Source organism: Luteimonas sp. J29 (assembly GCF_000472505.1).
Classification (GTDB): Bacteria; Pseudomonadota; Gammaproteobacteria; order Xanthomonadales; family Xanthomonadaceae; genus Luteimonas.
Map to the genome: position 1 here is coordinate 271536 of NZ_AWZR01000005.1, position 26799 is coordinate 298334.

Here is a 26799-nt window from a genome sequence, read left to right on the forward strand (position 1 = left end):
AGATGACCGGTCCACATCAGCGCTGCAGCGATCCGTACATGAAGGCCGACCTGGCAGTCGCCGCGCAGCGCATGTTCAATGCCGCCCTGCGCACGGCCCGGGCGTCTCGCATCGCGCCTGCTCAGGCGCTCCGGGTCGCGAACGATTTCGTCGTCCGGCAGCTTGGCTTCGACTGGATCTCAGAGCTGGGTATCGCAGCGGAACTGGAAGAGCTGGCGCCGGCCCACGAGCCGGTCACGATCACCGGGCGGGCCTCCAGCGTCGCCGAGTTCATGGAAGCCCTGTTGGCCGGCGAACTGGCACCGCTGAAGCCCATGCCGGGGCTCACCACGGCCTGGTATGGCGCTTACACCGCCTGGTGCTCGCGCTCAGGGAAGCGGGCGGCCCCACTCAAGCGCTTCGTCTACGAACTGGACCACAGCTACTCCTTCCGTACGGCGCGCAAGGGCCTGCGCGAGGCGGGAGTGCGCAGCCACCCGAAAAGCGTGCTGTGCTTCGGGATCGAGGCGCCGCGCGGTGTCCTGGAGTCAGAGTGGCTGGCCGACCAGGTGCGCAGCAGCTGCGAGCTGTTCGCGGCGGCCGGGTTGCGGATGAACTGACAGATGTCGACCGCCCCGGAAACCCTCGGCTTCCGCGAGTTCGCCACGCGCTACGGCTGGAAGGCCAGCTACGTGACCGAGCTGCGCAAGGCCGGCCGCCTGGTGCTGACCGAGGACGGCCGCCGCGTACGCGTCGCCGAGAGCCTGCGCCTGATCGAGGACACCCGAGACCCGGCGAAGGCCGCCGTCGCGGCCAGGCACGCCGCCGCCCGTGGCGCCGGCGCCACGGTGATCGAGGCGCCGGAGCGGGACGCGGCTGTCGATGTCGAGGGCGGCGAGGACGAACGGGGCGTCGCGCCGAGCGATCCCTTGGCCCTGCGCCGAGCCCGCGCCGCCGCCGAGCGCGAGGAGGCCCTTCTCCGCAAGGCCCTGCGCGACGAGCAGCGCGAGCTCGGCGAGCTGCTCCAGCGCGAGGACGTCGTTGCCACGATCGCCGACGTGATCACCACCCTCCGCACCAACCTGGAGAACCTGCCGACCACGCTGTCCGCGAGCCTGGCCGCGGAGACGGCGGAAGAACGCTGCCGGCTGATCCTCGCCACCGGCATCGAGCAGGCGCTCGAGGAGCTGAGCCGGAAGTTCCGGCAGATCGGGGGCGCATGACGTACCTGGCCGCCCAGCCCATCATCTTCCAGACCGTCGCGAGGGCGATCGCGCCGCGCAAGCCCATGCGCGTGAGCGAGTGGGCGGCGCGCTACCGCGTGCTGTCGAGCAAGGGCAGCCAGGAGCCGGGGCCGTGGCGCAACGAGCGCAACCCGCTACTGGTCGAGATCATGGACTGCTTCAGTGCGCGCAGCCCGGTGCGTGACGTGGTCGCGCGGCTGCCAATCCAATTCGGCAAGTCGGAGCTCGAGGCCAACGTCCTCGGCTACACCATGTGCGAGAACCCGATGCCGATCATCGTGGCGCTTCCGGCCGAAGTGTCCATGAACAAGTGGATCGACCAGAAGCTCAACCCGCTGATCGAGGAGACGCCCGCGGTGCAGGCGGTGATGACCAGCCTGTCGAGCCGCGAGGCGTCCAACCGGCGCAGCTTCAAGGACTTCCAGGGGGGCCAGCTCTACATCGAGCACGCGGGCAACCCGGTGCGCCTCAAGCAGACCAGCGCGGGCCTGGTGCTGGCGGACGAGTTCTCCAGCTTCGCCACCGCGCTCAAGACCGGCGACGACCCGGGCGAGCTGCTCGACGGCCGCACCACCGCCTTCCAGTCCAAGTACAAGCGGCTCAAGGTGGGCACGCCCGAAATCGTCGGCCAGTGCCGCATCAGTGAGCTGTACGAGAAGTCGGACCAGCGCCGCTACTACGTGCCGTGCCCTGATTGCGGGCACGAACAGCCACTGGACTGGAGCGGGGTGCAGTGGACACCGGACGGCTCGCATGCCTGGTATGCCTGCCGCGAGTGCGGCGCGGTGATCGAGGAGCACCAGAAGACCGCCCTGATCGCCGCCGGCCGCTGGGTGCCCGAGAACCCCGGCGCCGCCATCCGCGGCTACCACGCCAACGCGCTCTACTACCCGATCGGCCTCGGCCCGCGCTGGGTGGAGCTGGTGCGCATGTGGCGCGACGCCCAGGGCGACCCGGCCCGCCTCAAGACTTTCATCAACGACCGTCTCGCCGAGCCGTGGGAAGACCCGGCGATGCGCGCGGTCAAGTTCAACATCATCGCCGAACGAACGGAGCCGTTGCCGCTGCGGCCGGTGCCCAACTGGGTGTTGGCCGTCACCGCCGGCGTCGACACGCAGGACAACCGCCTGCCGGTGCAGATCGTGGGCTGGGGCCGCGGCATGACCTGCTGGCCGATCGACTACATCGAGCTGCCCGGCGACCCCGCGGACGACGAGGTCTGGACCGCGCTGACCGCGCTGCTCAATGCGCCCATCGAGCGGCAGGACGGTGCGCTCCTGCGGCTCGACGCATCGGCCCAGGATATGGGCGGCCACCGCACCGAGGCCGTGAAGGCGTTCGTGCGGTCGAAGCGCGTGCGCCGGCACATCGCCGTCTTCGGCGCCACGGCGAACAACGCGCCCCCGCTGGGCAAGCCGCGGCTCCACGACATCAACTGGCGGGGGCAGGTCGACAAGCGCGGCGTGCATGCGTACCAGGTCGGCACCGTCGCCATCAAGCACCACCTCTTCTCGCTGCTGTCCACGGACGCGGACAAGCCGGCCGAGGAGCGGAAGATCCGGTTCAGCGACGAGCTGAGCCCCGACTACTTCGGCGGCCTGGTCTCGGAGACCTACAACCCGCGCAAGAACCGCTTCGAGAAGATCCGCGGCACGCCGCGCAACGAGCCGCTGGACACGTGGGTCTACGCCTACGCCGCGGCGCTGCACCCCGAGCTGCGGATGAACCGCTGGACCCGCGCGAACTGGGACGCGCGCGAGGCGCAGGTGCTGGCGACCATCCGCCGGCCCGCCGCCAATGATTCCCGTGAAACACCGCCCACGCAGGCCGTCGCCGCCCGGCCCGCGAATGATTCCCGTGGAACACGACCGCGCCGCCGCGGCGCCGTCGTGGACCCCGACTGACTGGAGACCGTTATGGCCAAAGACGCGAACGCGGATGAGCTGGTTGATCAGCTCCGGGACCAGTTCAACAAGCAGATCCAGGACACCATCCGCGGGCTGCCGCCGTACCAGTCGCTGCAACTGGCGGACTCCCTCTGCCGGATCCAGCTCGACGTGCTGGCCGGTACCCGCGTGCTGTTCAAAGCGAAGCGGAAGGTGGACAGGGAAGCCGTCATTGAGGCGTGGCGGAAAGGGGCAACGATCGAGACGCTTATGCGGGACTTCAACATCAGCCAGAGCTACGCCTACGAAATCCTGCCGGCAAAGTCTCGCCGTAAACGCCGCCAGCAGAGGGGGGGCGGCTGATGCGCGCCATCATCCTGGCCGCCGGCGAGGCCTCGCGCTGGGGCAACTACCTCGGCGTGCCGAAGCACCTGGTCCCGGTCGGCGGCGAGCCGGTCCTGCACCGCACCGTGCGCCTGCTGCGGGAAGCGCGCCCAGGCCTGGACATCGTCATCGTCGCCCGGCCGGAGGACCTCGACCGCTACCTGGTGCCGGGCGCGGTGACCGTGGAAGCGGACCTCGACCCCGCGCGCTTCGACGCGGACAAGTTCCTCAGCTCGCGCCGCTACTGGAACTGGCAGGGCGAGACGGTGCTGCTCTACGGCGACGCGTTCTATACCCGCGACGCCATCGCCACCATCCTGTCCACGACGCCCGACGACGGCTTCCTGCTGTTCGCGCGGTTCGGCCCCTCGGCGATCACGGGCGCAAAGTGGGCGGAGCCGTTCGCGTTCCGCCTGCGCGGCGAGGTTCACCGGCGGTTCGAGGGGGCGGGGGACGAGCTGATCCGGCAGTACCGCACGCGCAAGCTGCATCGCATCGGCGGCTGGGAGTTCTACGCATCGCTCACCGGTGCCGACCTTTCGATGCCGGGCGAGTTCGCGGGGCACGGCGTGTGGATCGACGACTGGACCGAGGACTTCGACTACCCGCAGGACTTCGACGAGTGGGCCCGCCGGATGGTGATGGGAGGGCAGTTCCATGTCCTGTGACGTCTGCATTCCCTGGCGCGGCACCACGCCCGAGCGCGTGCGCATCTTCGAGACGGTGCGCACGTGGTGGGAGTCCAACGGGTTCCGCGTCGTGACCGGCGACTCCGGGCATGCCCGGTTCAACCGTGCAGCGTCGCGCAACGCGGCAGTCGAGCTCGCGACCACGAACGAGGTGATCGTCGCCGACGCCGACACCGTGCCGGCGGACATCGAGACCGTCCACCGCGCGGTGGTCCTGGCGCAACATGCGATGGTCTTCCCGTTCCGCGACTACATCTGCGTCGAGGCCGGCGACCTCAGTCACTCCCGCGTGAAGTGGGGCAAGAACGACTCGCCCGGCGGCATGTTCGCCATCAATCGCGCCGCCTACCGCGCGCTCGGAGGGCAGGACGAACGCTTCACCGGGTGGGGCTTCGAGGACGATGCCTTCCTCCTGGTCGCCCGCGAGCTGCATGGCGTGATCCAGCTGCGCGGCTGCGTCTACGCGTACGACCACGCCGAAGACCGCGACTGGAGCGACCGGAACCCGGGTCACGCGCTGCTGCAGGAGTACCGCGCCGCCGCGGCCAGCGGCCGCCTGCGGGAGTACCTGGAGGGCCGCCGCGCATGATCGGCATCGCCATCACCACCTTCAACCGCCGCGCCATGTTCGAGGCCACGCTGCGGCGGATCCTGGCGCTGGCGCCGGCGGACGCTCCGATCGTCGTCGTCGACGACGGGTCCACCGAGCCCGTCGCCGTGCCCGAGCGTGTCACGCTGTACCGCTTCGACTCGAACCAGGGCATCGCCGCCGCGAAGAACAAGTGCCTCGAGCTGCTCTGCGAGACCCGGGCCAACGACTTCTTCCTGTTCGACGACGATACGTGGCCCACCGCGCCCGGCTGGTGGCTGCCGTACGTGGAGAGCGACCAGCCCCACCTCATGTACCAGTTCGCGTCGTCGCCCGGGCACTGGGCGATCGACGAGGTCGGCGGTGACCCCCACCACCGTGCCTTCGACAAGCCGCGCGGCTGCATGCTCTACGTGCGCCGAGGCGTGCTGCGGGTGGTCGGGGGCCTGCATACCGCGTTCGGCAAGCACGGCGCCGAGCACGGCAATTGGTCCGACCGGATCTTCGCCGCCGGCCTCACGCGCTGGCCGTACGCCGACGTCCGCGCGCCGGCGCTGCACTGCCGCGACCAGGATGAGGCCGGTATCTCGTCCGTGGACTACCGCGAGCACCAGCAGTGGCGCAACGTCGACGCCTCGGCCCTGGCGGTCTATGCGCCGTTCCGGAGGCCCATCCCGGTGCTGGTGCCGCGCCGCGCCGACCACGGCGAGCGCGACGCGCTCTGGCGCCACGTCCGCCAGCTCTACTGGGACGCGATGCCGGGGTTCACCGTGGTCGAGGGCGCGCACGAGGAGGGGCCGTTCAACCGATCGGCCGCGGTGAACGCCGCCGCGGCCGCTGCCGGCGACTGGGAGCTGGCAGTCATCGCCGACAGCGACAGCTGGGTCGGCCGCCTGCAGCTGCGCGACGCGATCGCGCTGGCCCGTCGCACCGGTCGCATGGTCGCCGCGTTCGACCAGGTGTGCGAGCTGGCCGCGCCCACCACGCGCCGGCTGCTCGAGGAACGCGCCCTGTCCCTGGAGGACGGCTGGGCGACGGAGAAGGTGCGTACCGAGCAGCAGGACCCGACCACCGTCCAGTCCACCATGCTGGTGGTCCCGCGCCGGGTCTGGGATGCGGTGGGCGGCTTCGACGAGGGCTTCATCGGCTGGGGCTGCGAGGACAATGCCTTCTGGCGCTCGGTCGAACTGATCGCCGGAGCGCCGCTGCGCGTGCCCGGGCCGGCCTGGCACCTGTGGCATTCGCCAGGCCGGCCGGCGAGCCGGCACGAGCCGCACTACGTCGGCAACCTCCGGCGCTGGGGCAGGTACGCGGCGGCGCGCACCCCCGAGGACATCGCCTGGATCCGCGATCGGGTGCCCGTGTGACCCGCGTCGTCGTCGTCGCCCACCACGCCCGACGCCAGCAGGCCGAGGCCTTGGCCGAGTCCCTCGAGGCGCAGCTGCTCATGGACGAGGAGGGCAGGGGCGCGTGGTGGAACCATCGCCGGGCCCTGCGCTGGGCCGCCGACCAGGACGAGCGCGTGGTCATCATGGAAGACGACGCGCTGCCGGTGTCGTTCTTTCGCGAGCGCGCCGCGGCCGTGCTCGCCCGGTGGCCGGAGGAGCTGGTGAGCTTCTACCTCGGCACCGGCCGGCCGCCGCAGTACCAGGCGCGCATCCAGCGGCTGCTGGCCGACTGCGACGACCACATCGTGCTCGACACCCTGATCCACGGGGTCTGCTACTCGGTCCCCCCGGGCGGACTGCACCGGCTGCTGGCCGAGCCCACCGGCTACCAGGTCGATCTCAGTATCGGGGGCGTGTGGGGCCGGCCGGTCGTCTACACCGTGCCCTCCCTCGTGGACCACGCGGACGGGCCGCCGGTCGAGCGCCACTTCGACCGCCAGCCCCGGACGGAGCCTCGCCGCGCCTGGCGCCTGCCGCCAGGCTGAAATTTTTCCACTGCTCTCCATGACAGTGGAAAAGCGGGCTCCTACCTTGGGTGTCCATGTCGAGCACCCAAGCGCGTCTGGACCGCTATCTGGAGGCTGAGGCCCGCATCCTGACTGCGGGTTTCAGCGTCCAGTACGACGTCCGCCGCCGCCAGGAGGCCGAGCTCTCGGAGATCCGGAAGGCGATCGCCGAGCTCAAGGCCGAACTGGCCGCCGAATCCGCCGGGAGCTCCTCGCGCAGCAGCCTGCGCTACCGGACGGCGGTGTTCTGCCGTGGCTGACAAGCCCGCTACCGCCGTCCGCATGAACGCGCTCGATCGCGGCATCGCCGTGTTCGCGCCGCGGGTCGCGGCCCAGCGCATGTTCGCCCGCATGGTGCTGGCCACCTACGAGGGCGGCCGCAGCACGAAGCGCCGCAAGAAGAGCCGCGACAACAGCACCGGCGAGCGGCTGGTCGCGCGCGACGCGGCCACCGTCCGGGCCACCGTCCGCGACCTCGAGCGCAACCACGATCTGGTCGACGGCGCCCTCAGCGCGCTCACCCGCAACATCGTCGGCCCCGCCGGCATCAGCATCGAGCCGACCCCGCGCGTCGGCACGCGGGGCGACAACTACGACGACATCCACGACGACTTCGCGCGCGACCTGCTCAACGCCTTTCGCGAGTGGAGCAAGGCCCCGGAGGTCACCCGCACGCTCGACTGGGTGCAGGCGCAGGAACTGGCGTGCAGGTCCTGGTTGCGCGATGGCGAGTTCTTCGCCCAGCTGGTGGAGGGCAACAGCGCCTACATCCGACACGCCAGCAAGGTGCCGCTGTCGCTGGAGCTGCTCGAGTCGGACGTCGTCCCGAACGAGTACAACGACGAGGGCCGCAGGATCCTCGCCGGCATCGAGCGCAATGAGTGGGGCCAGCCGCTGGCCTTCTGGTGCTGGAAGCAGCACCCCGGCACCGGCGCCGTGTTCACGTCAGCCGAGCTCAAGCGCGTCCCGGCCGAGCGCATGCTGCATGTTGCGGTGCGTCGCCGCCTGTCCGGCCTGCGCGGCATCAGCCTCTTCGCACCCGCCATCGACCGCCTGCTCGACATCAAGGACTACGAGGAGAGCGAGCGCATCGCGGCCCGCATCGCCGCGCGCATGGCCTGGTACATCAAGCGCGACAAGGACATGACCGGCTGGACGCCGGACGCGAACTTCAGCCCGCAGGACGACGACCGCGACTTCACCCTCGAGGCCGGCGCGATCTTCACCGAGACCCTCCCTGGCGAAGAGATCGCCATGATCAATGCGAACCGGCCCAACTCGGGGCTGGAGCGCTTCCGCATGGCCATGCTGCGCGCGGCCTCGCGCTGCCTCGGCCTGAGCTACTCGTCCATGGCCGGCGACTACGACGGTACCTACAGCGCCCAGCGCCAGGAGCTGGTCGAGGCCTACGACGGCTACCGGATGATGACGGCCACCTTCGTGGCCCGCTTCGTGCGCCCCGTCTGGGAGAACTTCGTGCGCATGGCGATCGCCAGCGGTCGCGTGCGCGTGCCCGCGGAGGTGAACCCCGAGACCGTGGCCCAGGCCATGTTCCGTGGCCCGAAGATGCCGTGGATCGACCCGCAGCGCGAGGCGCGCGGCATGCGCGAGCTGTGCGAGCTGGGCGTCGAGTCCCGCACGGCCATCATCGCCGAGCGCGGCGGCCGGGTGCAGGACAAGTTCGAGGAGATCGCGCGCGAGCGGAAGTTGGCCGGCGAGCTCGGCATCCCGCTGGACGCCGGCAACGCGGCCGCCGCGCCGCCCGCCGAGGGCGACGACCAGAACACCGAAGACAACGACCAGCGCCGCCGCGAGGAGCGGCAGGCGCGCATGCGCCTGGTGCGCACCACCGGAGACCTCAGCTGATGATGCCGAAGCGCCACGCCCTGTCCGCCGCCCTCGCCGCGTCCCTGGCCGCCACCACCCTCGCGCCGCAGGCGGCGCCCCGCGACAAGACCGGCCGTCCGCACATCGAACCGCAGATGGCCCTGCGCCCGGTGGCCGCCGATGGCAGCGCGTACGAACTGCTGATCTACGGCGACATCGGCGACAGCTGGTGGGGCGAGTCCGTCACCGCGCAGTCGGTGGCGGAACAGCTCAACGCCCTGGACAAGTCGGTGTCCACGATCAACGTCCGGATCAACAGCTACGGCGGCAGCGTGGCCGACGGCCTGGCCATCTACAACGCGCTCAAGCGCCACCCGGCGACCAAGGCGGTCACGATCGACGGGGTCGCCATGTCCAGCGCCTCGCTGATCGCGATGGCCGGCGACACCGTGTCCATGCCCCCGACCTCGATCCTGATGATCCACGCGCCCTGGGGCGGCTGCATGGGCAACGCCAAGGAGATGCGCCAGTACGCCGACGTGCTGGACACCTTCTCCGAGGCGATGGCCGACGCCTACGTGCGCAAGTCCGGCAAGAGCCGCGAGGACATCCTCTCGCTTCTGCAGGATGGCGACGACCACTACTACACCGGCGAGGAAGCCGTCGCCGAGGGCTTCGCCGACGCGGTCAGCTCCGACGACGCAGGCAACGACGAGCCCGACGAGCTCGCGCGTGCCTTCGCTGCGCAGCTGCTGGATCGCATCAGCGCCCGCGGTGCGCCGGCGCGCTACGCCGGCATGGTCGTGACGGCCGCGCTGCGCGGTGCGCCGCGCAAGGCGCCGGCCGCACCGGCTGCCCGCACGGCCACGCTCGCCGTGGCCGTCGACGCCAGCGCCGTCCGCGAGGCGGTCGCCGACGCCCTCGCCGAACTCAATCCGCCGCCGGCCTCCGGCGCGCAACACCTGCCGGCGGCCGCCGGAACCAGCAACTCCGAGGAAAATGCCATGTCCCAGATCGACCCGAAGGCTGTCCTGCAGGCCGACAAGGCCCGCCGCGAGGCCATCCGCAACCAGTTCGCGCCGTTCGCGGCCCGCTCCGACCTCGACCAGGGCGCGCTGGCCGCGCTCCAGCGCGAGTGCGAGGACGACACCGACGTCACCGCCGAGGCGGCAGGCCAGCGCCTGCTCGACTTCCTGGGCAAGGTGAACCCGGCCACGCCCACGGCTGGTGCCATGCGTGCCGAAGCCGGCGAGCTGCAGGAGGGCCAGACCTACCGCCAGGGCGCCATCGGCGCGCTGATGCACCGCATCAACCCGTCGGCCAACGGCCACGACGAGCGTACGCGGCAGTTCCTGGGCTTCTCGCTGCTCGACATGGCCCGCGACTGCGTGGAGCGCACCGGCATGCGCACGCGCGGCATGAGCCGCCGCGAGATCGCGGTGCGCGCCCTGCAGTCCACCAGCGACTTCCCGGTGATCCTGGAGAACGTGGTCACCAAGACCCTGCGCGACGCCTACAACGAGACCCCGCGCACCTTCCTGCCGTTCTGCCGCCGCGCCACGCTGCCGGACTTCAAGGAAGTGACCCGCGCCCAGATCTCCGGCGCCCCGGACCTCAAGGAAGTGCTGGAGGGCGAGGAGTACGGCTACGCGGCGATGACCGACGGCGGCGAGAAGTACCGCGTCCGCAAGTACGGCCGCATCGTGGCGCTGACCTGGGAGGCCATCGTCAACGACGACCTGTCGGCGCTGACCCGCATCCCGACCGCGTTCGGCGCCAGCGCCGCCGCGAAGGAGTCCGACATCGTCTACGGCATCCTCACCGGCAACCCGAAGATGTCGGACAACGAGGACCTGTTCAGCGCCGCCCACGGCAACGTCGGCACGCCGACCGCGCTGCAGGCGGCCCTGGACGCCGACGCGGCGCTCGACCCGATCGCCGAGGCGCGGCAGATGATGGCGCTGCAGAAGGGCCTCGAGGGCCGGTACATCACCGTCACCCCGCAGTTCCTGATCGTGCCGCCCGGCCTGGAGAAGGCGGCGCTGCAGCTGACCACCGGCAACTTCGTGCCGGCCAGGACCGAGGACAAGAACGTCTTCGGTCCGTCGCTGACCGCGATCAGCGAGCCGCGCCTGCACGCCTCGAGCACGATCGCCTACTACCTGGCGGCCGCCCCTGGCCTGATCGACACCATCGAGTACGCCTACCTCGAGGGCAACGAGGGCGTGTTCACCGAGAGCCGCTGGGGCTTCGAGGTCGACGGGCTCGAGGTGAAGTGCCGCCACGTGTTCGGCGCCGCGGCCATCGACCACCGCGGCCTGTTCATGAACGCCGGCAGCGCCGGCAGCTGACGGCCGTGGGGCGCGGTGCCGCCGCGCCCCAGGCCCCGGCCTCGCGGTCACGCCGCACCCGAATCGATTCCACCCCGGAGCAAGCACCATGAACAACTTCAAGCAGCAGGGCGGCACCATCCGCTACACGGCCGGCAGCGACATCGCCAGCGGCGCCGTGGTCGTCGCCGGCATCCTGGTCGGCGTGGCCATCGCCGACATCGCCAACGGCGCGCAGGGCGCCGTGCAGATCGAGGGCGTCTTCGAACTGCCCAAGGCCACCGGCGGGGCCCTCACCCAGGGCGCCCCGGCCATCTGGGACATCAGCGACAGCAAGGTGATCGGCACCGGCGCCGGTGCCGGCGACATCGTCGGCTTCGGCGTGGTCCTGGAGACGGCCGGGTCCGACGCCGAGACGGTCCTGGTCAAGCTGACCCCGGGCGCCGGCACGGTGCAGGGCGGCGGCTGACGGCCACTGCATGCGCTGCGCCGGGGGAGCCCGGCGCAGCAGGTTTCCATCGGATCGGACAGGGGCGATGAGCGGAAAGGACATGCATGCCGAGGACGCGGTCGAGAACAAGCTCGCGAAGGTGGCGGTGAAGACGATGGTGATCTTGATGCCGTTCGTGTTCACCAGCGTCGTCGGGCTGGTCTCCTGGCAGCTGCGCGAGATCAAGGCCGAGCAGCAGGCCACGCGCACCAAGCAGGACGAGCTCGGCCGCGCCGTGGGGTCCATCGCCAGCGACGTCCGCGACCTCAACACCCGATTCGACCTCATCGCCGTGAAGAAGGTCGACGCGCTCGAGAAGCGCGTCGAGCGACTCGAGCAAGCCACCCGCACGCCATGACCGACCCCTTCCGCAAGTTCATCGACCGGCTGCTCTCGCACGAGGGCGGCTATACCGCCGACCGCCGCGACCCCGGCAACTGGACGGGCGGCCGCGTGGGCGTGGGGCAGCTCAAGGGGACGAAGTTCGGCATCGCGGCGAACACCTACCCGCAGCTCGACATCAAGAACCTGACCCGCGACCAGGCGGTCGAGATCTACCGACGCGACTTCTGGGAAGCGGCCAAGTGCGATCGCCTGCCGCCCGCCGTCGGCTTCCAGCTGCTCGACGGCGCCGTCAACAGCGGCATTCCGCAGGCCACGCGCTGGCTGCAGCGCGCCGTGGGCGTCGCCGACGACGGAATCCTCGGCCCGGTCACGCTGGCCGCGATCCGCGCCGCGGACCCCAACGACCTGGTGCTGCTGTTCAACGCGCAGCGCATCGAATTCATGACCCGCCTGTCGACCTGGGCGGTCCACGGCGCCGGATGGATGAGGCGCATCGCCACCAACCTCCGCTACGCCGCCACCGACAACTGAGGCCTCGCCATGTCCAAGCTCATCTTCACCGTCATGCTCCTGACCGTCCTCGCGGCGGCGTGGGTGTTCTACGCCAAGTTCACCCGCAAGGGCGCGGTGCCGCTCGACGTCGCCTTCCGCAGCTTCACCGTGTGGCTCTCGCTGCTCGGCGCGGCCTTCGGCCAGTTCATCGTCGACTTCCTCGCCTGGCTGGCGAGCATCTGGGAGCCGCTGCAGGCGCAGTTCGGCAGCCTGCTCGCCGTCGAGTCCGCCGGCATGGCACTGCAGGTCCTGAGCGGCATCTTCTTCCTGCTGCGCATGAAAGGCCAGGGTTTCCCGGGCTTCAAGTTCCCGGCCATCCCCGATCCTACGGACCAGGCGGGCGCCTGAGCCATGGGCCTTCTCGCCAATCTCTCGGTGAAGCCGCTGCTGTGGGCCAACGGCCTGCAGCTGGCGGCCATCGCCGCGCTTGGCGTGGCCCTGTGGGCGCAGGGCGTGTGGTGGGAGGGCAAGGTGGCCGACGTCGGTGCCGACCGCGACCACTGGAAGGTGGTAGCCGAGGCGCGCGGCGTCCGCGTCGACGAGCTCTCGGCCGCCAACTTCGCCTTCGAGTCGGTCAACGGCACGCTGCGCCGGTTGCTGGATGAGGCGAGGGGCGAGGCGGCCCGGCTCGGCGAGGAGGGGCGGGAGGCCGTGGCCGCCGCCCGTGCCGCAGAGGCGGATGCCACCCGCACCCTCGACGTCTGGATGGCCCGCTACGCCGACCAGGTGCGCATCGGGGATTGCGCCTCCGCCTGGCGCGCGGTGCAGGCGCATTGCCCCGCGATGGAGGGCTACTGACATGCGTGCGATCGCCGCCGCCATCGCCGTCGTCGCGCTGCTCGCCGGGTGCGGGCACGGCCGCCAGAACGTGCGCGGCGACCTGCCGGATCCACGCACCGCGGTCCAACCCGAGCTGCAGGTGGTCGAGCGATACGTGTACGTGCCGGTGCCGGCGCACCTCACCCGGCCCGAGCCGGTCGCCGAAGGGTCCCTGGCCGAGTGCCCGATCGTCGCGCGCAAGCGCCGCGCCGCGCTCGAGCGCGCCAACGCCCGCTTCCGGGAGATCGCCACCATCCAGGGCACGGAGGTGGAGCCGTGAGCCGCATCCGCCGCGGGCCCATGCGGCCCGGCTTCGAGCCCTACCAGGACCGCAGCGGCCAGTGGCGCTGGCGGTTGTTCGCCGCCAACGGCCAGGTAGTCGCCACCAGCAACGAGGCCTTCGCCTCGCGCGCGGGCTGCCTGCGTGCCATCCGCGCCGTGCGCGCGCTCATCGGGAGCCTGCCGTGAGCGTCCCGCTGCGCATCGAGGTCGACCCCGGCCGCATCTTCGACCGCCAGTTCACCGAGCTGGAGCAGAAGCAGCTGCCGTTCGCCGCGCGCCAGGCGGTGAACCAGACCGCGTTCGGCATCCGGGAGGCGTGGAAGCGCCAGGCGGCCAAGGTGTTCGACCGGCCGACGCCGTTCACCGTCAACGCGATCCTGTACCGCAAGGCGGGTGCCGTCGGAGGCGGCCGTGACGTCATGGGCGGCGTGGCCCACCGCGCAACCGGCAACGCGGCGGCCGAGGTGTACATCCGCGACGAGGCCCACAAGGGCACGCCGCCGTCGAAGTACCTGCTGCCGCAGGTCGAGGGCGGCGCGCGCCGGCACAAGGGGATGGAGCGCCTGCTGCAGGCCAAGGGCATCCTGCCCGCCGGCATGTTTGCCGTGCCCGGCCGCGGCGCCCAGCTCGACCAGCACGGCAACGTGCGCAGCGGCCAGGTGCGGCAGATCCTGTCGCAGCTGCAGGCCGGCCGCGAAGCCGGGTACATCTCCAACGAAAGCGAGCGCAGCCGGGGCCGCCGCCTGCGACGCAACGCGAAGCAGGGCCTGCGCGGTGGCAACTATTTCGCCCTGTCCAAGCGCCGCGGGCGCCTGCTGCCCGGCCTGTACGAGCGCATCGTCACCGGGTTCGGCAGCGCCGTGCGATCCATCTTCGTGTTCACGAAGGCACCGCAGTACCGCCCGCGCTACGACATCTACGACCTCGCGCGGCGCGAGTGGAACAAGCTGATGCCGTTCCACTTCAACCGCGAGCTGCGCAAGGCTGTCGAGACGGCCAAGTTCCGGGGGCGCGGATGAGCCAGGCCGCGTTTCTCCGGTCCTTCGACTCGGCGGCATTCGCGGGGTTCCTCGCGTCCGGCCTCGCCGACGCCGCGCGCTACCTGTCGCCGGCTGCCCTCGAGGCGATCGCGGCGCACGACCCGGAGGACCCGGACGCGCCGCCGCTGCCGGAGCCGCAGCCGTGCACGGTGCTGGTGGACCGCAATGTCGCCGACTTCGGTGACGACGGCGCGCCGGTCAACGTCGGGCGCATTCGCGTCACCTTCCTCGGCGCCGAGGTGTCGCCGGAGCGGCAGGGCCTCGTGACGCTGCTGGACGACGCCGGCAACGAGGCCGAGACATTCGAGCTGGCGCAGCGCGTCGCCACGGACGAGAGCGTGCGCGCCTGGTGGGTCAAGGGGGTGGACGATGCCTAGCCCCCGCGACACCTACCTCACGGCCGTGGTCGAGTGCCTGCAGCAGATCCGCACGAGCAACGGCTTCCTCACGGACATCGGCGCGAACGTGACCCGCGAGCCGGCCCCAAAGGTGGCCGACGACGCCGAGTTCGTGACCGTGGTCTGGGGGCGCCAGGATCGCCCGGCCGACCCGGGCCTCGCGCGCACGTCCCGGCTCACCACGCTGCAGATCATGGCGAAGGTGCCAGCCGCCCTCGACGACGCGCAGGAGCGCATCGACCAGGTGCTCAGCGACATCGAGCGGGCCCTCGATGGCCAGCTCACCAGGTTTCCGACCGGCTACCAGTTCCCCCAGTACCAGTCCGCCGAGCCGCTCAACGGCGCCGCGGCGGATGGATGGGCGGGGGTGGTGGTGACGGCCACCGGACACATCCCCAAGCGATAACCGCCGCCCCGCGGCACTACCGGAGATAGGACCATGAAAGACTACAGCTACCTGGGCAGCGGCATCGTGCTGATCCGCGAGTGGAACAGCAACGCCATCTGGGAGGAGCTCGGCAACACGTCCGCGTTCTCGATCAATCCGCAGGTCAACACGCTGCAGCTGGCCGACTACCAGAACCCGGGCGGCGGCATCCAGAACCGCGTCGACCGCATCACCGACTGGCAGCTCAGCCTGACCTTCCACGACATCAACACCGCCAACCTCGCCCGGTTCACTCGCGGCAAGGCGACGCCGGTGAGCGCGGCGACGGTGTCCGCCGAGGCGCACCACGCCTACAAGGGCAGCTATGTGCCGCTCAAGTACCCGGCCACCAAGATCAACTCGGTCACCGGGCCCAGCGGCTCGCCGAGCTACACCGTGGACGAGGACTACTTCCTCGACCGCGGCATGGTGTTCATCCCCGCGACCTCGAGCATCCCGAACGGCGACGGCGCGACGCCCAACATCGAGGTCAACTACGACCACGCCGACATCGGCCACGTCGAGGCCGGCGTGACCTCGCAGAAGTTCTATGAGCTGCACCTGCAGGCGGCCAACGAGGCCGGCGCGGGCAAGCTCGTCCAGGTGCGCGCCCACAAGGTCAGCGGCGGCATGCTCGAAAGCCTGTCGCTGCTGGGCGACGAGTACGCCTCCGCCACGGTGACCCAGTCGCTGGTCAAGGATTCGGCGAAGAAGACATCGGCCGACCACTCCGAGTACTTCTACTGGAACCAGGAGGAGGACGCCGTCAGCGGTAGCTGAGGCCCTGGACCATGACGAAGCCCAACGACCTGGACATCCTCGACCCGGCGCCTGTCGAAGTGGTGTACCGCGGTGAGCGGCTGGAGATCCGGCCGCTCACCGTCGGGCAGATTCCGAAGGTGGTGCGCCTGGCGCGCCCGATCATCGACGAGCTGCTCGCCGCGGACCTCGACGGCACTGGTGGCGACGGTGGCGACATCGTCGACCTGGTGCTGCGCATGGTCAGTGACCACGGCGAGGCCGCGATGCAGGCGGCAGCGGTGCTTACCGGCCGGCCGGTGGACTGGATCGAGGGCGGCAACGCGGCGGAGTTCGCCCTGTTGGCGCGCGCGGTATACGAGGTCAACCGCGATTTTTTCGGCCAGGCGCTCGCGCCGCTCCTGAGCGGGTGGACGGGCGCGGCCTACCGGTCGGGGAGTGGGGATGGGCCGACATCGTCGAATCCCTCGTCGAGCGCGGCCACAGCCTGAGCGACATCAAGGGCTACACGCTCGCGCAGCTGCGGGCCTTCGCGAAAGCCGGTGAACGGGCCCGCCGGATGGATCTGGCGGACCAGTTAACCATCCAGCGCGCCGCGGCGCACTACGAATCGAAAGACATTTCCGCCCTGCTGAGCAAGTTGACGGCCTGATGCAACGGTACTGCGATCCACCGCATCATCGAAAGCAGCTTCTGGCTTCCCCTGGCCAGATGGCGGTGTGCCTCACGACTGCTGCTGCGGCGCAGCGCGTCTCCCTTGACGCGCGCCGCATTCTCCGTCCTCAGAGCGAGGCATAGCAGATGGCGAACGGTCCGAGCCTGCGCGTTCGAATCTCCGCTGATCTTGCAGATCTCAAGCAAGGGCTCGGCCTGCTGCGTAGCGAGTTGGCGACGGTGCGCAAGCAGGCGGCCGCGGCGATGCCCAACCTCGGCAGCAACGCCGCGGTCGCGGGCGTGCGTCGGCTGCGGCAGGAGCTTGTTGGCCTGGCCGGCGCCTACATCTCGCTGCGTGGCGTCGGCGCGCTCAAAGGCTTCGCCGACGAGGCGACGATGATTCGCGGGCGGGTGCGCGCCGCGAAGGGCGATTACGAGGCCCTGCTGGCGCTGGCGCAGGAGACTCGATCGCGCTTCGAGGGCACGGTCGACCTGTACGCGCGAATGGAGCGTGCCACCCGCAACCAGAACGTCAGCCAAGAGCGGCTGATGCGGATCACCAAGGCGGTGAACCAGGCTGTCAAGTTGTCCTATGTCGATGCCGGCACGGCGAACGCGGCCATCACCCAGTTCGCCCAGGGACTTGCCGCGGGTGTGCTGCGCGGACAGGACCTCAACAGCGTGATCGCCGGTACGCCCGTCCTGGCGGAGGCCATCGCCAAGGGCTTGGGCCGACAGGTTGGCGAGATCAAGAAACTGGGCGAACAGGGCAAACTCACCACGCAGGAAGTGCTGAAGGCGCTGGAGAGGCAGGCCGATGCGCTTGAGAAGGAGTTTTCGGCGGTTCCCGTCACGATCTCCGACGCGCTCACCCAGATCCGGAACAGCTTCGTCGACTACGTCGGCGATCAGGATGAAGCGACTGGCGCGAGCCGGCGCTTTGCCGAGACGCTTCAGGACATCGCCAAGGACCTGCCCAAGTACCTGGACCCGCTGCTGACCGCGTTGAGGCTGGTGCTGGAGAATCTCGAGGCGCTGGCGGTTTTCATGGTCGTGCGGTTCGCGGGCGCGGCCATCCCCGCAGTCATCGCCGGGGTCGCATCGCTGGTGGCCTGGTTGAAGGCCGCCGCCACTGGCGCGACCACGCTGCGGGGTGCCCTGATGCTGCTTGGCGGGCCGGTGGGCGTGGCTGTGGCGGCGCTGGCGACTGGCGTCTATGTGCTCTCGAACCGCCTGTCGGAATCCGAGAAGGTGCAGCGCGAGCACAACAAGGCAATCGAAGAGTTCAACCGGCTCTCCGGCACGAGCAAGAAGGCGGCGTCGGAGTATGCGGTTGAGCAGCGCAAGCTGGCCCTGGCGACCCTGGCGGCGGCCCGCGCCCAAGTCGAGCAGCTGAGGGCTACGGCGGTCTCGGGCATGGGTGGCGTTGTGGGCTCGGCAGGTGCGCCGGCCACCGCGCTGCACGGACTGGGCGAGGCCCAGAAGAAACTGAAGGCCGCTCAGGCCGCAGCCGACGAGTGGGCGCGCAAGCTGGTCGAGCTGTCGCTGGCGATGAACGAAGAGTGGGACGCAGCCAACGCGCCCACTCCCCCCATCGATGAGCCCGCCAAGGCGATCGCCCGTTCCAACGCCCTGATGCGCGATACCGTCGCGCGGGCGCTTGCTGAGCTGGAGCGCCGATACAAGGAACACGAGGTTGGCATCAGCGAGTACTTCGCGGCGCGCCAGCAGTTGCAACAGCAGGCCATCGACCTGCAGATCGAGCAGGCTCGCAACGAGCTGGCCATCACCAAGGACCTCGGCAAGCGCCGGGACCTGGAAGAGCAGATCGCCATCCTGCTGCGCGACCGGGCAGACCTCGCGCCCACGGCCGCCCGCGAGCAGAAGGCGGCCGAGGAGGAGCTGGCCAAGCAGCTGGGCGAGGTGAAGCTGCGACTATTGGAGCTCGATGGCGAGACCGCCCGCGCGGCAGGGGCCAAAATCGAGGAAGAGTACCTCGAGCTTTTGCAGCGTCTGGAGGCGGCCAGCGACGAGACCGGCAAGGCGCTGGTGCGCAACCTCGTCGATCGGCTGAAGGCCAAGGCGCAATTCGACGGCCTGGCCGAGACGTTCGACCAGGTCACCGGGCGGCTGGCATCGCGCGAAGGCTCCATCAGCGCGCAGATGGAGGTCGGGGCGCTCGGCATGGGCGAGGGCGAGCGCCGGCTCAATGCCGAGCGCGAGGCCGCGCTGGTGAAGCTCCGGGAGCTGCGGGGGGAGACCGTGGCCTACCTGAAGACCCTGGCCCCCGACAGCAAGGAAGCCGGCGACGCGCTCGCCTTCCTCGACCAGCTGGACACGGAGCTGGCCAACATCACCGCCAGCCGGCGCCGGCTGGCCATGGCGCTCGAGGACCAGGCGGTCAGCGCCTTCGGCGACTTCCTCGGCGACCTCGTCGAAGGCACGAAGTCGTTCAAGGAAGCCTTCACCGACATGGTGCGCAGCTTCGTGGCCGGCGTGGCCCGGATGATGGCGCAGGAACTGGCGCTGCGGGCGATCCGTTCGCTGATCGGCGGATGGGGTGGCGGCGCCAGCGCCGGCGTGGGGCATTCCGGCGGCGTCGCGGGAATGCTGGGCACGGTGCGCCGCAACGTCAGCCCTCTCATGTTCGGCGCCGCGCCGCGCTACCACAACGGAGGCGTCGCGGGCCTCGCTCCGGACGAGGTGCCGGCCATCCTCCGCCGCGGCGAGGAGGTGTTGACCCAGTCGGATCCGCGGCATCGCTTCAACGGCGGCATGGGGGGCGGCGGCGACCGCACGGTGTTCAAGACCCCCATCGTGGCGATCGGCGACCGTGCCGTGGCGGACGCGCTGGCCAGCGCCGCGGGCGAGGAAGTGGTCCTCACCCACGTGCGCAACAACTGGGACACGCTGGTCAATGGCCCTCGCTGAGCCCGTCCCCTGGCCCTTCTACGCCGGCGGCGAGTTCACCGAACAGCTGACCTCGCGCACGGACATCCTCGGGGCCGCCACCGGCCCCGAGCAGCGTATCCGGCTGCGGCCGGAGCCTCACGTGCAACTGGCGTTCGATGGCCTGGCCGAGGGCGACGAGCGGCGCTGGCTCGAGAACCTGCTGCACCAGAACGGCGACGGGCAGTGGTGGGTGCCGTGGCCGATGGAGGGGCAGGCGCTGGCCTCCACGCTCTCCCTGGGCGCCTCCACGGTTCCGATCGACACGCGCTGGCGGCACTACGTCGCCGGCGGCCACGCGCTGCTGGTGGGGGCGGCGTCGCGCCAGTGGGAGCTGGTCGAGATCGACGACCTGACCGACTCCTCGCTCTCGCTGGTCGAGCCGACGGCCGCGGCGTGGCCGGCCGGCACGCGGGTCTACCCGGTGTTCCTCGCCCGGCTGGCGGGGATGCTCGAGCTCCCGCGGTTCACCGGCGACGCCGGCCGCTACCAGGCCACGTTCCGGGCCGACGAGGCCGTCGCCTGGCCGTCCAGCACCGGCAGCGTCACCTACCGCAGCCTGCCGGTGCTGGATGTGCCCGTGGAATGGACGGCGGACCCGCTGGACGTGCCCGAGCGCGAGCTCGGCACGGTGGACAACGGCGTGTCGCTGCCGTTCGTCCACGACCAGGCGGGCCAGCCCCGCAACCGCATCCGGATCCAGTGCACGGCGCGGGGACTGGAACAGGCCGCGGCGCTGCGGTCGCTGCTGTACGCACTCGGCGGCTGCTGGGGCGCCATCTGGGTGCCGAGCCTCGCCCACGACTTCCGCATCGTGGCCAACGTCGGCAACGGCGCCACGACCATCGACGTCGCCTGGGCCGGTTTCAGCGCGGGCGCACTCGCGCAGAACCGCCGCGACATCCGGATCACCCTCTGGAACGGCACGCAGATCTACCGGCGCATCACCAACGCGGTGCAGCAGAGCTCCAGCGTCGAACGGCTGACGCTCGACAGCGCGATCACGACCGGATTCAACGCCGCGGCCGTGGCGCAGGTGGCGTTCCTGCAGCTGTGCCGCCAGGAAGCGGACGTGAACGTCCTGCGCTGGTGGACGGCCGACGTCGTGCGCACCACGCTGGAGTTCCGCGGGGAGGCGAATCATGGCCTTTAGCCTGTTCGAGCTCTCGCGTTTCCTGGGCCGCAAGGTGGCGCTGTACACCTTCGTGCTCGGGCCGCTGGTGAGGCGGTACAACACGACCGATCGCGAGCTGACCATTGGCGGGGAGGTGTACAAGCCCGGCCGCGGCATCAGCCACTCGGCCATCCGCGACACCGCAAGCAGTGGCAAGGCCGAGGTGAAGATCACCATCCCGGCGGTGCTCGACCCGGCCGCGACCGGCACCCCGCCGACACAGGAGCTGCTGGGCTGGTGGCGCCCGTACCCGCCGTCCAGCCGGGTGACGGTGACCATCGCCGAGACGCACCTGGGCGACCCCGACGAGGAGATCTTCGAGGTGTGGTCGGGGCGCGTGATCGGGCCATCGTTCCGCGACCTCGAGATGGTGCTGACCTGCGACCCGTCGCACAGCAATCCGCGCACCTCCGGCCGGGCCCGCCGCATCTCCCGCAACTGCGGCGTGCCGCTCTACAGCCAGGGCTACGGCATGTGCAACCTCGACCCGGAGCCGATCGCTACCGCGGCCGTGGTGGCCGACGTGACCGGCAACGACGTCACGCTGTCGTTCCCGGCCACGCCGGCGCGGCCGATCAGCGGCGGCCCGCTGGAGTGGGTGGACGGGAACGATGAGCCGCAGGCGGCTGAGATCGTCTCGATCGACGGCAACGTGTTCACCCTGGACGACGCGGGCAACCTCGCCGTCGACGACGCGGTCACCGTCTACACGGATCCGCTGTGGTTCGTGGCCACGCTGGGCGTGGACGCCGTGGGCCTCACGCTCACCGCGCCGGAGTTCGGCACGTCCCCGTTCGGCCTCGAGGGCGGGATGATCCGCTGGGCGCGCGACAACGGGCTGGTGGAGACGCGGAACATCCTGGCCCACACCGGCACGTCGATCACCATCGACTACGGCCATGCCGACCTGGTCGCCGGCCGCGAGCTGCGCACCTATTGGGGCTGCCCGCACAACCTGGAGGCATGCACGGCGCGTGGCAACGCGATCCACTATCCCGGCTTCGTGTGGCTGCCGACCGACGACCCGATGGGGAGGTCGCAGGCGTGGGGCTGACCGATCGCATGCGCGCGCGTGCGCACTGGTGCTGGTGGATGGCGCGCTACCTGGTGCTGGACAAGCACCGCGAGGAGATGCGCCTCACCGCGTTCTGGGCGGCGAACGTGGTGGCCACCCTGTCCGGCCTGCTGCTGCTGGCCGACTGGCTGGGCCTGCGTCCGCCGCCGGCGCCGGGCGAGCCGCGCGCGGCGTGGTGGGTGCAGCTGATCCTGTTCGTGGTCTCGCTGCTCATCAGCTACGCGATGCGGCCCAAGGTGGAGCCGCCGAAGCCGGCCGAGGGCCAGCAGCCGGTGGTGGAGGACGGCGCCGCGCTCGATCGCATCTACGGCCGCGTGTGGACGGACGACAGCAAGTGGACCGCATGGAAGAACGGACAGCCCGAGCCGATCCGCAAGAAGCAGGGCAAGAAATGATCGTGACAATGCAGCACCTGCGCACCGTGCCGTACTTCGGCGACAAGCCGGGGTTCTGCCTGCCGCTGTCGCGCCAGTGGTTCGCGCGGCATGGGCTGGACTTCCGCGCGTTCGTGCGCGAGGGCATCGAGGCCGAGCGCCTGCTGGCCACCGGCGACGGCATGGCCGCCGCGCTGGTGCAGTGGGCGCGCGAGTGCCAGGAGCGCGACGATGGGTAGCAGCAAGAAGACCACCGTCAGCTACTGGTACCACCCGTTCTTCCAGCTGGTGCTGCACGAGGGCCCGTTCGACAAGCTGCTGGAGATCCGCGGCGGCGACGTGCCCGTGTGGCAGGGCGAGATGACCGCCAGCGGCAGCATCGAGATCGCCGCCGGCAACGCCTGGGGCGGCGAGGAAAAGGAGGGCGGCATCGAAGGCACGGTGGACATCAGCTTCGGCGAGATGGACGCGCAGCCGAACCCGTTCTTCCAGACCGCGATGGGCCACGACCCGTCCGGCCACAACGGCTACGCGCTGCTGCAGTTCAACAGCGGCCGCTACGGCGCCGGCAACCCGTACCCCAAGCCGATCTCCGTGCTGACGGAGCGGATCTATGAGGGGTGGCTGGATGATGTGTGCTGGTATCCGGAGAAGGCGGGGATCTCGCTTGGTTCCCGCTCCGTAGCGGTCGCCATTGCGCTCGATTGCTCGGGGTCCATGAACACCGTAACCGGCAACGGACAATCCCGCGCCTACAATGCGAAAGTCGCGATCGCTGGTGTGCTTGATTTCCTGGCCGGCCGGCTGGGGAGTGATCGAGTCGATTTGATGGGGGTCGGTTGGGGGCGCACCGCTAGTACCAGCGTCTGGCGAAGCGTTACCGGCAGCGACATCGACGCCTTGAAATCGTGGTTCAACAGTGTTGCCACGAACCAGTCGCAGACCGATTTTGCGGTAGCCACCGCCAGCGCTGAAGCCTTCTTCGCCGGTACTTCGCCCGCTGCGCGGAAGATCTTCATTTTCGTCACTGATGGCGAGCCCAGCCGGGAAGGACTTCCCTTTCCGTTGCCCGAGAATGACGCCGTGGATGTTTGCCAGGAGGCCGCAGACGCCCTGTTTGCCATTCCTGGTGTTCAGTCCTATGGCTTCAATATCGACCTGACGGAGACACGCTGGACCGCATTTCTCGATAACACTCCGGCCGATGGCATTCCTGTAATCGACGGCGCCGACTCCAATGCCCTGCGGCATGCAGTCGTCGGCGCGATCGGCGGCGGTATGGGAATGAACCCAGCCCATGTGGTCTATGACAGCCTCACCTGCCTGCAGGGCGAGCCGATCGGGACCATCGACGAGGCCAGCTTCCGGGCTGCCGCGGATCGGCTCTATGCCGAGGGCTTCGGCATCTGCACCCGCTACAACCACGCCGCCGAGACCATCGAACAGTTCCGCCAGCGCATCCTCGATCTGATCGGCGCCGAGTGCTCACGCTACAACGGCAAGTGGTACCTCGACCTCATCCGCGAGCTGTCGCCGGAGGAAATCGCCGAGCTGCCTGTGCTGACCGATGACGACATCCTCGAGTGGCAGGAGGATCCCACCAACCGCGACGATGCCGTCAACCAGGTCGCGGTGAAGTGGTTCGACCCGGCCACGAAGCAGAGCCGGCTCACTGCCCACGTCCACGCGCTGGCCGCCATCAACGCGCTGGGCACCGTGAACCCCGAGGTGCGGGACTATCCCGAGGTGCCATACGAGCAGCTGGCCAATCGCCTGGCCCTGCGCGATCTGCGCAACAAGTCGATCCCCACGCGCCGGCTCAACCTCACCACCAACCGCAGGCCCTACAACTGGCGCAAAGGCCACGCGTTCCGGCTGCAGGCGCCGCGCCGCGGCATCGCCGAGATGGTGTGCCGCGTGGGCGAGATCGACCGGGGCACGCTGCAGAGCGGCGCGATCCGCCTGGTGGCAGTGCAGGACGTGTTCGCCATGCCGTCCACGGCCTACATCGTGGGCCAGCCGCCAGTGCCGCCGCCCAGCCAGGTGCCCGAGCCGATCGAGCACCAGCTGCTGTTCGAGGCCCCCTATGTGGAGCTGGCCGGCGTGCTCTCCTCGGCCGACCTGGCCGCGCTGGACGAGGATGCCGGCTACGTGATGGCCATCGGCGTGCGGCCCGGCAACGGGCAGGGCTACGCGCTGCTGACCCGGCCCGCCGCCGGCGAGTTCGAACGCGCGGGCGTGTTCGACTGGTCACCGTCGGCCGTGGTGGTGGAGGGCGCGGGGTACACGGACACCAACTTCACGCTCGCCTCGGGCAGCCTGCTGGCGCGCGTTGAGCCGGGGACTGCCGCGCTCTGGGGCAGCGAGATCGTGCGGGTAGATGCGCTGGACCCGGTGACCGGGGCCGTCACCCTGGGCCGCGGCTGCGCCGACACTGTCGCCGTGAAGCATGCGCCGGGCGAGCGGATCCACTTTTTCGACACGTGGGCGGCCAGCGACCGGATCGAGTACGTCGCAGCCGAGACGGTCGAAGCGAAGTTGCTGCCGCGCACCGGCACGCAGGAGCTGGCCCCGGGCGACGTGCCCACGCTGGACGTCACACTCGACCAGCGCGCCGCGCGGCCTTATCCGCCGGCGAAGCTGCGCGTCGCCGGTCTGTCGGATCCAACGGTGCTCATCGGCGACGTTGCGGTCGCCTGGGCTCATCGCGATCGCGTGGCGCAGGCAGACCAGCTGGTGGACGCCGAGGTGGCCAGCGTGGGCCCCGAGCCCGGGACCACGTACACCCTGCGCGCATATCTCAATGACGTGCTCGACGACGAGCAGACCGGCATCACCGGCACGACCGCCACCTGGTCGCCCAGCGGCGCAGGGCAGGCGCGCATCGAGCTGTTCGCGCTGCGCGACGGCCTGGAGAGCTGGCAGGCGCAGGTGCGTGAGTTCGCGGTCGGCGCGCCGCTGCTTGCCGAGGACGGCAGCCCCATCACCGCCGAAGACGGCAGCCCGATCATCATGGAGTAGCACCATGCCCTACATCTCCGAAATGCCCAGCCCCAACCTGCCGCTCGACGGCATGGAGCTGATCCCCGTCCTGCAGGGCGCCGGCCTGCCGGGCAATCGCGGTCTGCCGCTGCTGGCCCACAACCCGGCCTTCGGCGGCGCGGTCCTCGCCCTGCGCGTGCCGCTTGCGGCCGACCTGTCGTCGACCAGCGAGGCCGACCCCGGTGCCGGTAAGATTCGCTGGAATAACGCGGATCCCGACGCGGCGACGGAGCTGTACGTCAGCGACGAGGATGCCGACGCCGGCGACCTGGCTTCTGCGCTCGCGTCCCTGGCCGTCGGCGGCTTCGTCTACGTGCAAGCAGCGCCCAGGGCAGACCGCGGCAACCGGCAGCGGTGGCAGGTGACAGGAAAGGCAGCGGGCAGCGGCTACACCACGCTCGAGGTGACCCTGCAGTCCAGTGCCGGGGCGTTCACGGATGGCACCGAGCTGGAATTCACCGTGCAGCAGCCGGCGCCTTCCCCCGGTGTCGATCGCAACGTCGTGACGGCGATCAGTTCCAGTGGCGGGACGGTCGTGCTGGACGCTTCGCTCGGCGACTACTTCACGACGACCCTGACCGAGGCGGTCGACACGGTCTCGGTCACGAACGTGCCGGCCGCCTGCACGCTCGGCCTCTGGATCACGCAAGCGGCGGCGCAGTACGCATGGACGTGGCCGTCGTCGTTCAACTGGGGAGCCGGTAACAGTGCACCGGTTGTCGCTGATTTGGCCGATGGAGACGAGCTGTTCGTTGTGATCTCGACATCGGATGCGGGCGCCACCTGGGATGCCAGCGCGAGGGTGCGCGCGTGAGCAGCCTGCTGTCCCAGCACGGCCTCATGCTGCGGCGACGCCTGTTCGAGATCGCTTGGGATCCGACCAACACTGCTGCGAGCATCACGCTCAGCAATGGCAACCGCACTGCCACAGGCAATGCGAACAGCGGTGGCCTCTCACGCTCGATGACCAGCAAAGCGACAGGCCGGTGGTACGCCGAGGTGCGCAACGATGCCTATTCAAGTGCCGGCACGAACGGTTGCGGATTCGTCGGCCTCGTTGTTCCCGGTGAGCCTGTCACCAATTGGGTGGGGCAGGGGGGCGGGTGTGCTGCCCTGTGGCGCGTGGGGAGCACTCTGCGCCGAGCCCTGGCCGGTGTCGAAACGTCCTTGTCTCTCACCGCCAGCGTCGGCGACGTCTACATGATCGCATGGGATGCTGACGACGGCCTAGTCTGGTACGGCCGGAACGGATCGTGGATGGCATCGGGCGACCCCGCGTCGGGAGAGAACCCGATGCAATCTCACGCGTCACTGGCTGGTGAGCATTACCTCGCGACGGGGCCTCGAAACTCGGGGAATCAGAACACGTTGCGGTCAACGCCAGGGTATGCGGTTCCTGCCGGGTTTACGTACTGGTCCTAATGGTAGGAATCGGCCTACACGTTGGCGCGCCATCGCCCGACTGCGCAGCCCCGTGCGGCGCGGCATCCTGCACCCGCCAGCAACACCCCCTGCCGCTGTGACGCCTGACCGATGG

Annotated in this window: 31 protein-coding genes; all 31 read left to right on the top strand. The window is 70.0% G+C overall.

The window, feature by feature from the left end; translation table 11 throughout:
• The first annotated feature begins 2 nt into the window (after positions 1-2).
• The gene (locus tag LUTJ29_RS0110205) at positions 3-599 is read left to right on the top strand and encodes a hypothetical protein (protein WP_144774214.1); all 597 of its coding nucleotides are present in this window, start codon (positions 3-5) and stop codon (positions 597-599) included.
• A 3-nt stretch (positions 600-602) separates the two neighbouring features.
• Entirely contained in the window at positions 603-1202 is a 600-nt protein-coding gene (locus LUTJ29_RS0110210) for a hypothetical protein (RefSeq protein ID WP_027072425.1), read from the top strand.
• Positions 1199-3127 (top strand): phage terminase large subunit family protein, encoded by a 1929-nt coding sequence (locus LUTJ29_RS17085; RefSeq protein WP_156911564.1) that lies wholly within the window; start codon positions 1199-1201, stop codon positions 3125-3127. The genes LUTJ29_RS0110210 and LUTJ29_RS17085 overlap by 4 nt, the downstream gene beginning before the upstream one ends.
• Positions 3128-3139: 12 nt before the next feature.
• The gene (locus LUTJ29_RS0110220) at positions 3140-3472 is read left to right on the top strand and encodes a hypothetical protein (RefSeq protein WP_027072426.1); all 333 of its coding nucleotides are present in this window, start codon (positions 3140-3142) and stop codon (positions 3470-3472) included.
• The gene (locus LUTJ29_RS0110225) at positions 3472-4161 is read left to right on the top strand and encodes an NTP transferase domain-containing protein (RefSeq protein WP_027072427.1); all 690 of its coding nucleotides are present in this window, start codon (positions 3472-3474) and stop codon (positions 4159-4161) included. The genes LUTJ29_RS0110220 and LUTJ29_RS0110225 overlap by 1 nt, the downstream gene beginning before the upstream one ends.
• Complete coding sequence (locus LUTJ29_RS0110230) at positions 4151-4771, top strand: galactosyltransferase-related protein (RefSeq protein WP_084524828.1); 621 nt, start codon at positions 4151-4153, stop codon at positions 4769-4771. Before LUTJ29_RS0110225 ends, LUTJ29_RS0110230 begins: the two co-directional genes overlap by 11 nt.
• Positions 4768-6138 carry a glycosyltransferase family 2 protein gene (locus LUTJ29_RS18100; RefSeq protein ID WP_051322911.1) on the top strand — a complete coding sequence of 457 codons (1371 nt, stop codon included), beginning with the start codon at positions 4768-4770 and terminating at the stop codon, positions 6136-6138. The genes LUTJ29_RS0110230 and LUTJ29_RS18100 overlap by 4 nt, the downstream gene beginning before the upstream one ends.
• Positions 6135-6704 carry a hypothetical protein gene (locus LUTJ29_RS0110240; RefSeq protein WP_027072429.1) on the top strand — a complete coding sequence of 190 codons (570 nt, stop codon included), beginning with the start codon at positions 6135-6137 and terminating at the stop codon, positions 6702-6704. Before LUTJ29_RS18100 ends, LUTJ29_RS0110240 begins: the two co-directional genes overlap by 4 nt.
• Positions 6705-6760: 56 nt before the next feature.
• Positions 6761-6985: a hypothetical protein gene (locus tag LUTJ29_RS17095; protein ID WP_043741021.1), complete on the top strand. Its 225-nt coding sequence runs from the start codon at positions 6761-6763 to the stop codon at positions 6983-6985.
• Between the two features lie 22 nt (positions 6986-7007).
• Positions 7008-8591 (top strand): phage portal protein, encoded by a 1584-nt coding sequence (locus LUTJ29_RS17100; protein WP_051322912.1) that lies wholly within the window; start codon positions 7008-7010, stop codon positions 8589-8591.
• The gene (locus LUTJ29_RS18105; protein ID WP_051322913.1) at positions 8591-10903 is read left to right on the top strand and encodes a ClpP-like prohead protease/major capsid protein fusion protein; all 2313 of its coding nucleotides are present in this window, start codon (positions 8591-8593) and stop codon (positions 10901-10903) included. The genes LUTJ29_RS17100 and LUTJ29_RS18105 overlap by 1 nt, the downstream gene beginning before the upstream one ends.
• Before the next feature lie 88 nt (positions 10904-10991).
• Positions 10992-11351 (top strand): capsid cement protein, encoded by a 360-nt coding sequence (locus LUTJ29_RS0110265; protein ID WP_043741022.1) that lies wholly within the window; start codon positions 10992-10994, stop codon positions 11349-11351.
• A 67-nt stretch (positions 11352-11418) separates the two neighbouring features.
• Entirely contained in the window at positions 11419-11730 is a 312-nt protein-coding gene (locus tag LUTJ29_RS0110270; RefSeq protein WP_144774211.1) for a hypothetical protein, read from the top strand.
• Entirely contained in the window at positions 11727-12248 is a 522-nt protein-coding gene (locus LUTJ29_RS0110275; protein ID WP_027072432.1) for a glycosyl hydrolase 108 family protein, read from the top strand. The genes LUTJ29_RS0110270 and LUTJ29_RS0110275 overlap by 4 nt, the downstream gene beginning before the upstream one ends.
• A gap of 9 nt (positions 12249-12257) precedes the next feature.
• Positions 12258-12617, top strand: a complete 360-nt coding sequence (locus LUTJ29_RS0110280; RefSeq protein WP_027072433.1) for a hypothetical protein — start codon at positions 12258-12260, stop codon at positions 12615-12617.
• 3 nt (positions 12618-12620) lie between these two features.
• Positions 12621-13067, top strand: coding sequence for a hypothetical protein (locus LUTJ29_RS0110285; RefSeq protein ID WP_027072434.1), 447 nt, complete (start codon positions 12621-12623; stop codon positions 13065-13067).
• 1 nt (position 13068) lies between these two features.
• Positions 13069-13368 carry a hypothetical protein gene (locus LUTJ29_RS0110290; RefSeq protein ID WP_027072435.1) on the top strand — a complete coding sequence of 100 codons (300 nt, stop codon included), beginning with the start codon at positions 13069-13071 and terminating at the stop codon, positions 13366-13368.
• The gene (locus LUTJ29_RS0110295; protein ID WP_043741023.1) at positions 13365-13556 is read left to right on the top strand and encodes a DUF1508 domain-containing protein; all 192 of its coding nucleotides are present in this window, start codon (positions 13365-13367) and stop codon (positions 13554-13556) included. Before LUTJ29_RS0110290 ends, LUTJ29_RS0110295 begins: the two co-directional genes overlap by 4 nt.
• Positions 13553-14389, top strand: a complete 837-nt coding sequence (locus LUTJ29_RS0110300; protein ID WP_027072437.1) for a hypothetical protein — start codon at positions 13553-13555, stop codon at positions 14387-14389. Before LUTJ29_RS0110295 ends, LUTJ29_RS0110300 begins: the two co-directional genes overlap by 4 nt.
• Positions 14386-14787 carry a hypothetical protein gene (locus LUTJ29_RS17115; RefSeq protein ID WP_051322914.1) on the top strand — a complete coding sequence of 134 codons (402 nt, stop codon included), beginning with the start codon at positions 14386-14388 and terminating at the stop codon, positions 14785-14787. The genes LUTJ29_RS0110300 and LUTJ29_RS17115 overlap by 4 nt, the downstream gene beginning before the upstream one ends.
• A complete protein-coding gene (locus LUTJ29_RS0110310; RefSeq protein WP_027072438.1) occupies positions 14780-15214 on the top strand; it encodes a hypothetical protein in 435 nt (144 codons plus the stop codon). The genes LUTJ29_RS17115 and LUTJ29_RS0110310 overlap by 8 nt, the downstream gene beginning before the upstream one ends.
• A gap of 33 nt (positions 15215-15247) precedes the next feature.
• On the top strand, positions 15248-16015 hold the full coding sequence (locus LUTJ29_RS0110315) for a hypothetical protein (protein ID WP_027072439.1): 768 nt from the start codon (positions 15248-15250) through the stop codon (positions 16013-16015).
• An 11-nt stretch (positions 16016-16026) separates the two neighbouring features.
• On the top strand, positions 16027-16485 hold the full coding sequence (locus LUTJ29_RS17120; protein ID WP_051322916.1) for a hypothetical protein: 459 nt from the start codon (positions 16027-16029) through the stop codon (positions 16483-16485).
• Between the two features lie 310 nt (positions 16486-16795).
• Positions 16796-19579, top strand: a complete 2784-nt coding sequence (locus LUTJ29_RS0110330; RefSeq protein WP_084524829.1) for a tape measure protein — start codon at positions 16796-16798, stop codon at positions 19577-19579.
• Entirely contained in the window at positions 19566-20750 is a 1185-nt protein-coding gene (locus tag LUTJ29_RS0110335; RefSeq protein ID WP_027072441.1) for a hypothetical protein, read from the top strand. The genes LUTJ29_RS0110330 and LUTJ29_RS0110335 overlap by 14 nt, the downstream gene beginning before the upstream one ends.
• Entirely contained in the window at positions 20740-21825 is a 1086-nt protein-coding gene (locus LUTJ29_RS0110340) for a phage BR0599 family protein (RefSeq protein ID WP_027072442.1), read from the top strand. The genes LUTJ29_RS0110335 and LUTJ29_RS0110340 overlap by 11 nt, the downstream gene beginning before the upstream one ends.
• Positions 21816-22241, top strand: coding sequence for a hypothetical protein (locus LUTJ29_RS0110345; protein ID WP_027072443.1), 426 nt, complete (start codon positions 21816-21818; stop codon positions 22239-22241). The genes LUTJ29_RS0110340 and LUTJ29_RS0110345 overlap by 10 nt, the downstream gene beginning before the upstream one ends.
• Positions 22238-22459, top strand: coding sequence for a hypothetical protein (locus LUTJ29_RS0110350; RefSeq protein ID WP_027072444.1), 222 nt, complete (start codon positions 22238-22240; stop codon positions 22457-22459). Before LUTJ29_RS0110345 ends, LUTJ29_RS0110350 begins: the two co-directional genes overlap by 4 nt.
• The gene (locus LUTJ29_RS17125) at positions 22452-25241 is read left to right on the top strand and encodes a phage tail protein (protein ID WP_051322917.1); all 2790 of its coding nucleotides are present in this window, start codon (positions 22452-22454) and stop codon (positions 25239-25241) included. The genes LUTJ29_RS0110350 and LUTJ29_RS17125 overlap by 8 nt, the downstream gene beginning before the upstream one ends.
• A gap of 4 nt (positions 25242-25245) precedes the next feature.
• Positions 25246-26076, top strand: a complete 831-nt coding sequence (locus LUTJ29_RS0110360) for a hypothetical protein (protein WP_027072445.1) — start codon at positions 25246-25248, stop codon at positions 26074-26076.
• The gene (locus tag LUTJ29_RS18680; RefSeq protein ID WP_144774207.1) at positions 26073-26684 is read left to right on the top strand and encodes a hypothetical protein; all 612 of its coding nucleotides are present in this window, start codon (positions 26073-26075) and stop codon (positions 26682-26684) included. The genes LUTJ29_RS0110360 and LUTJ29_RS18680 overlap by 4 nt, the downstream gene beginning before the upstream one ends.
• The last annotated feature ends 115 nt before the right edge of the window (positions 26685-26799 follow it).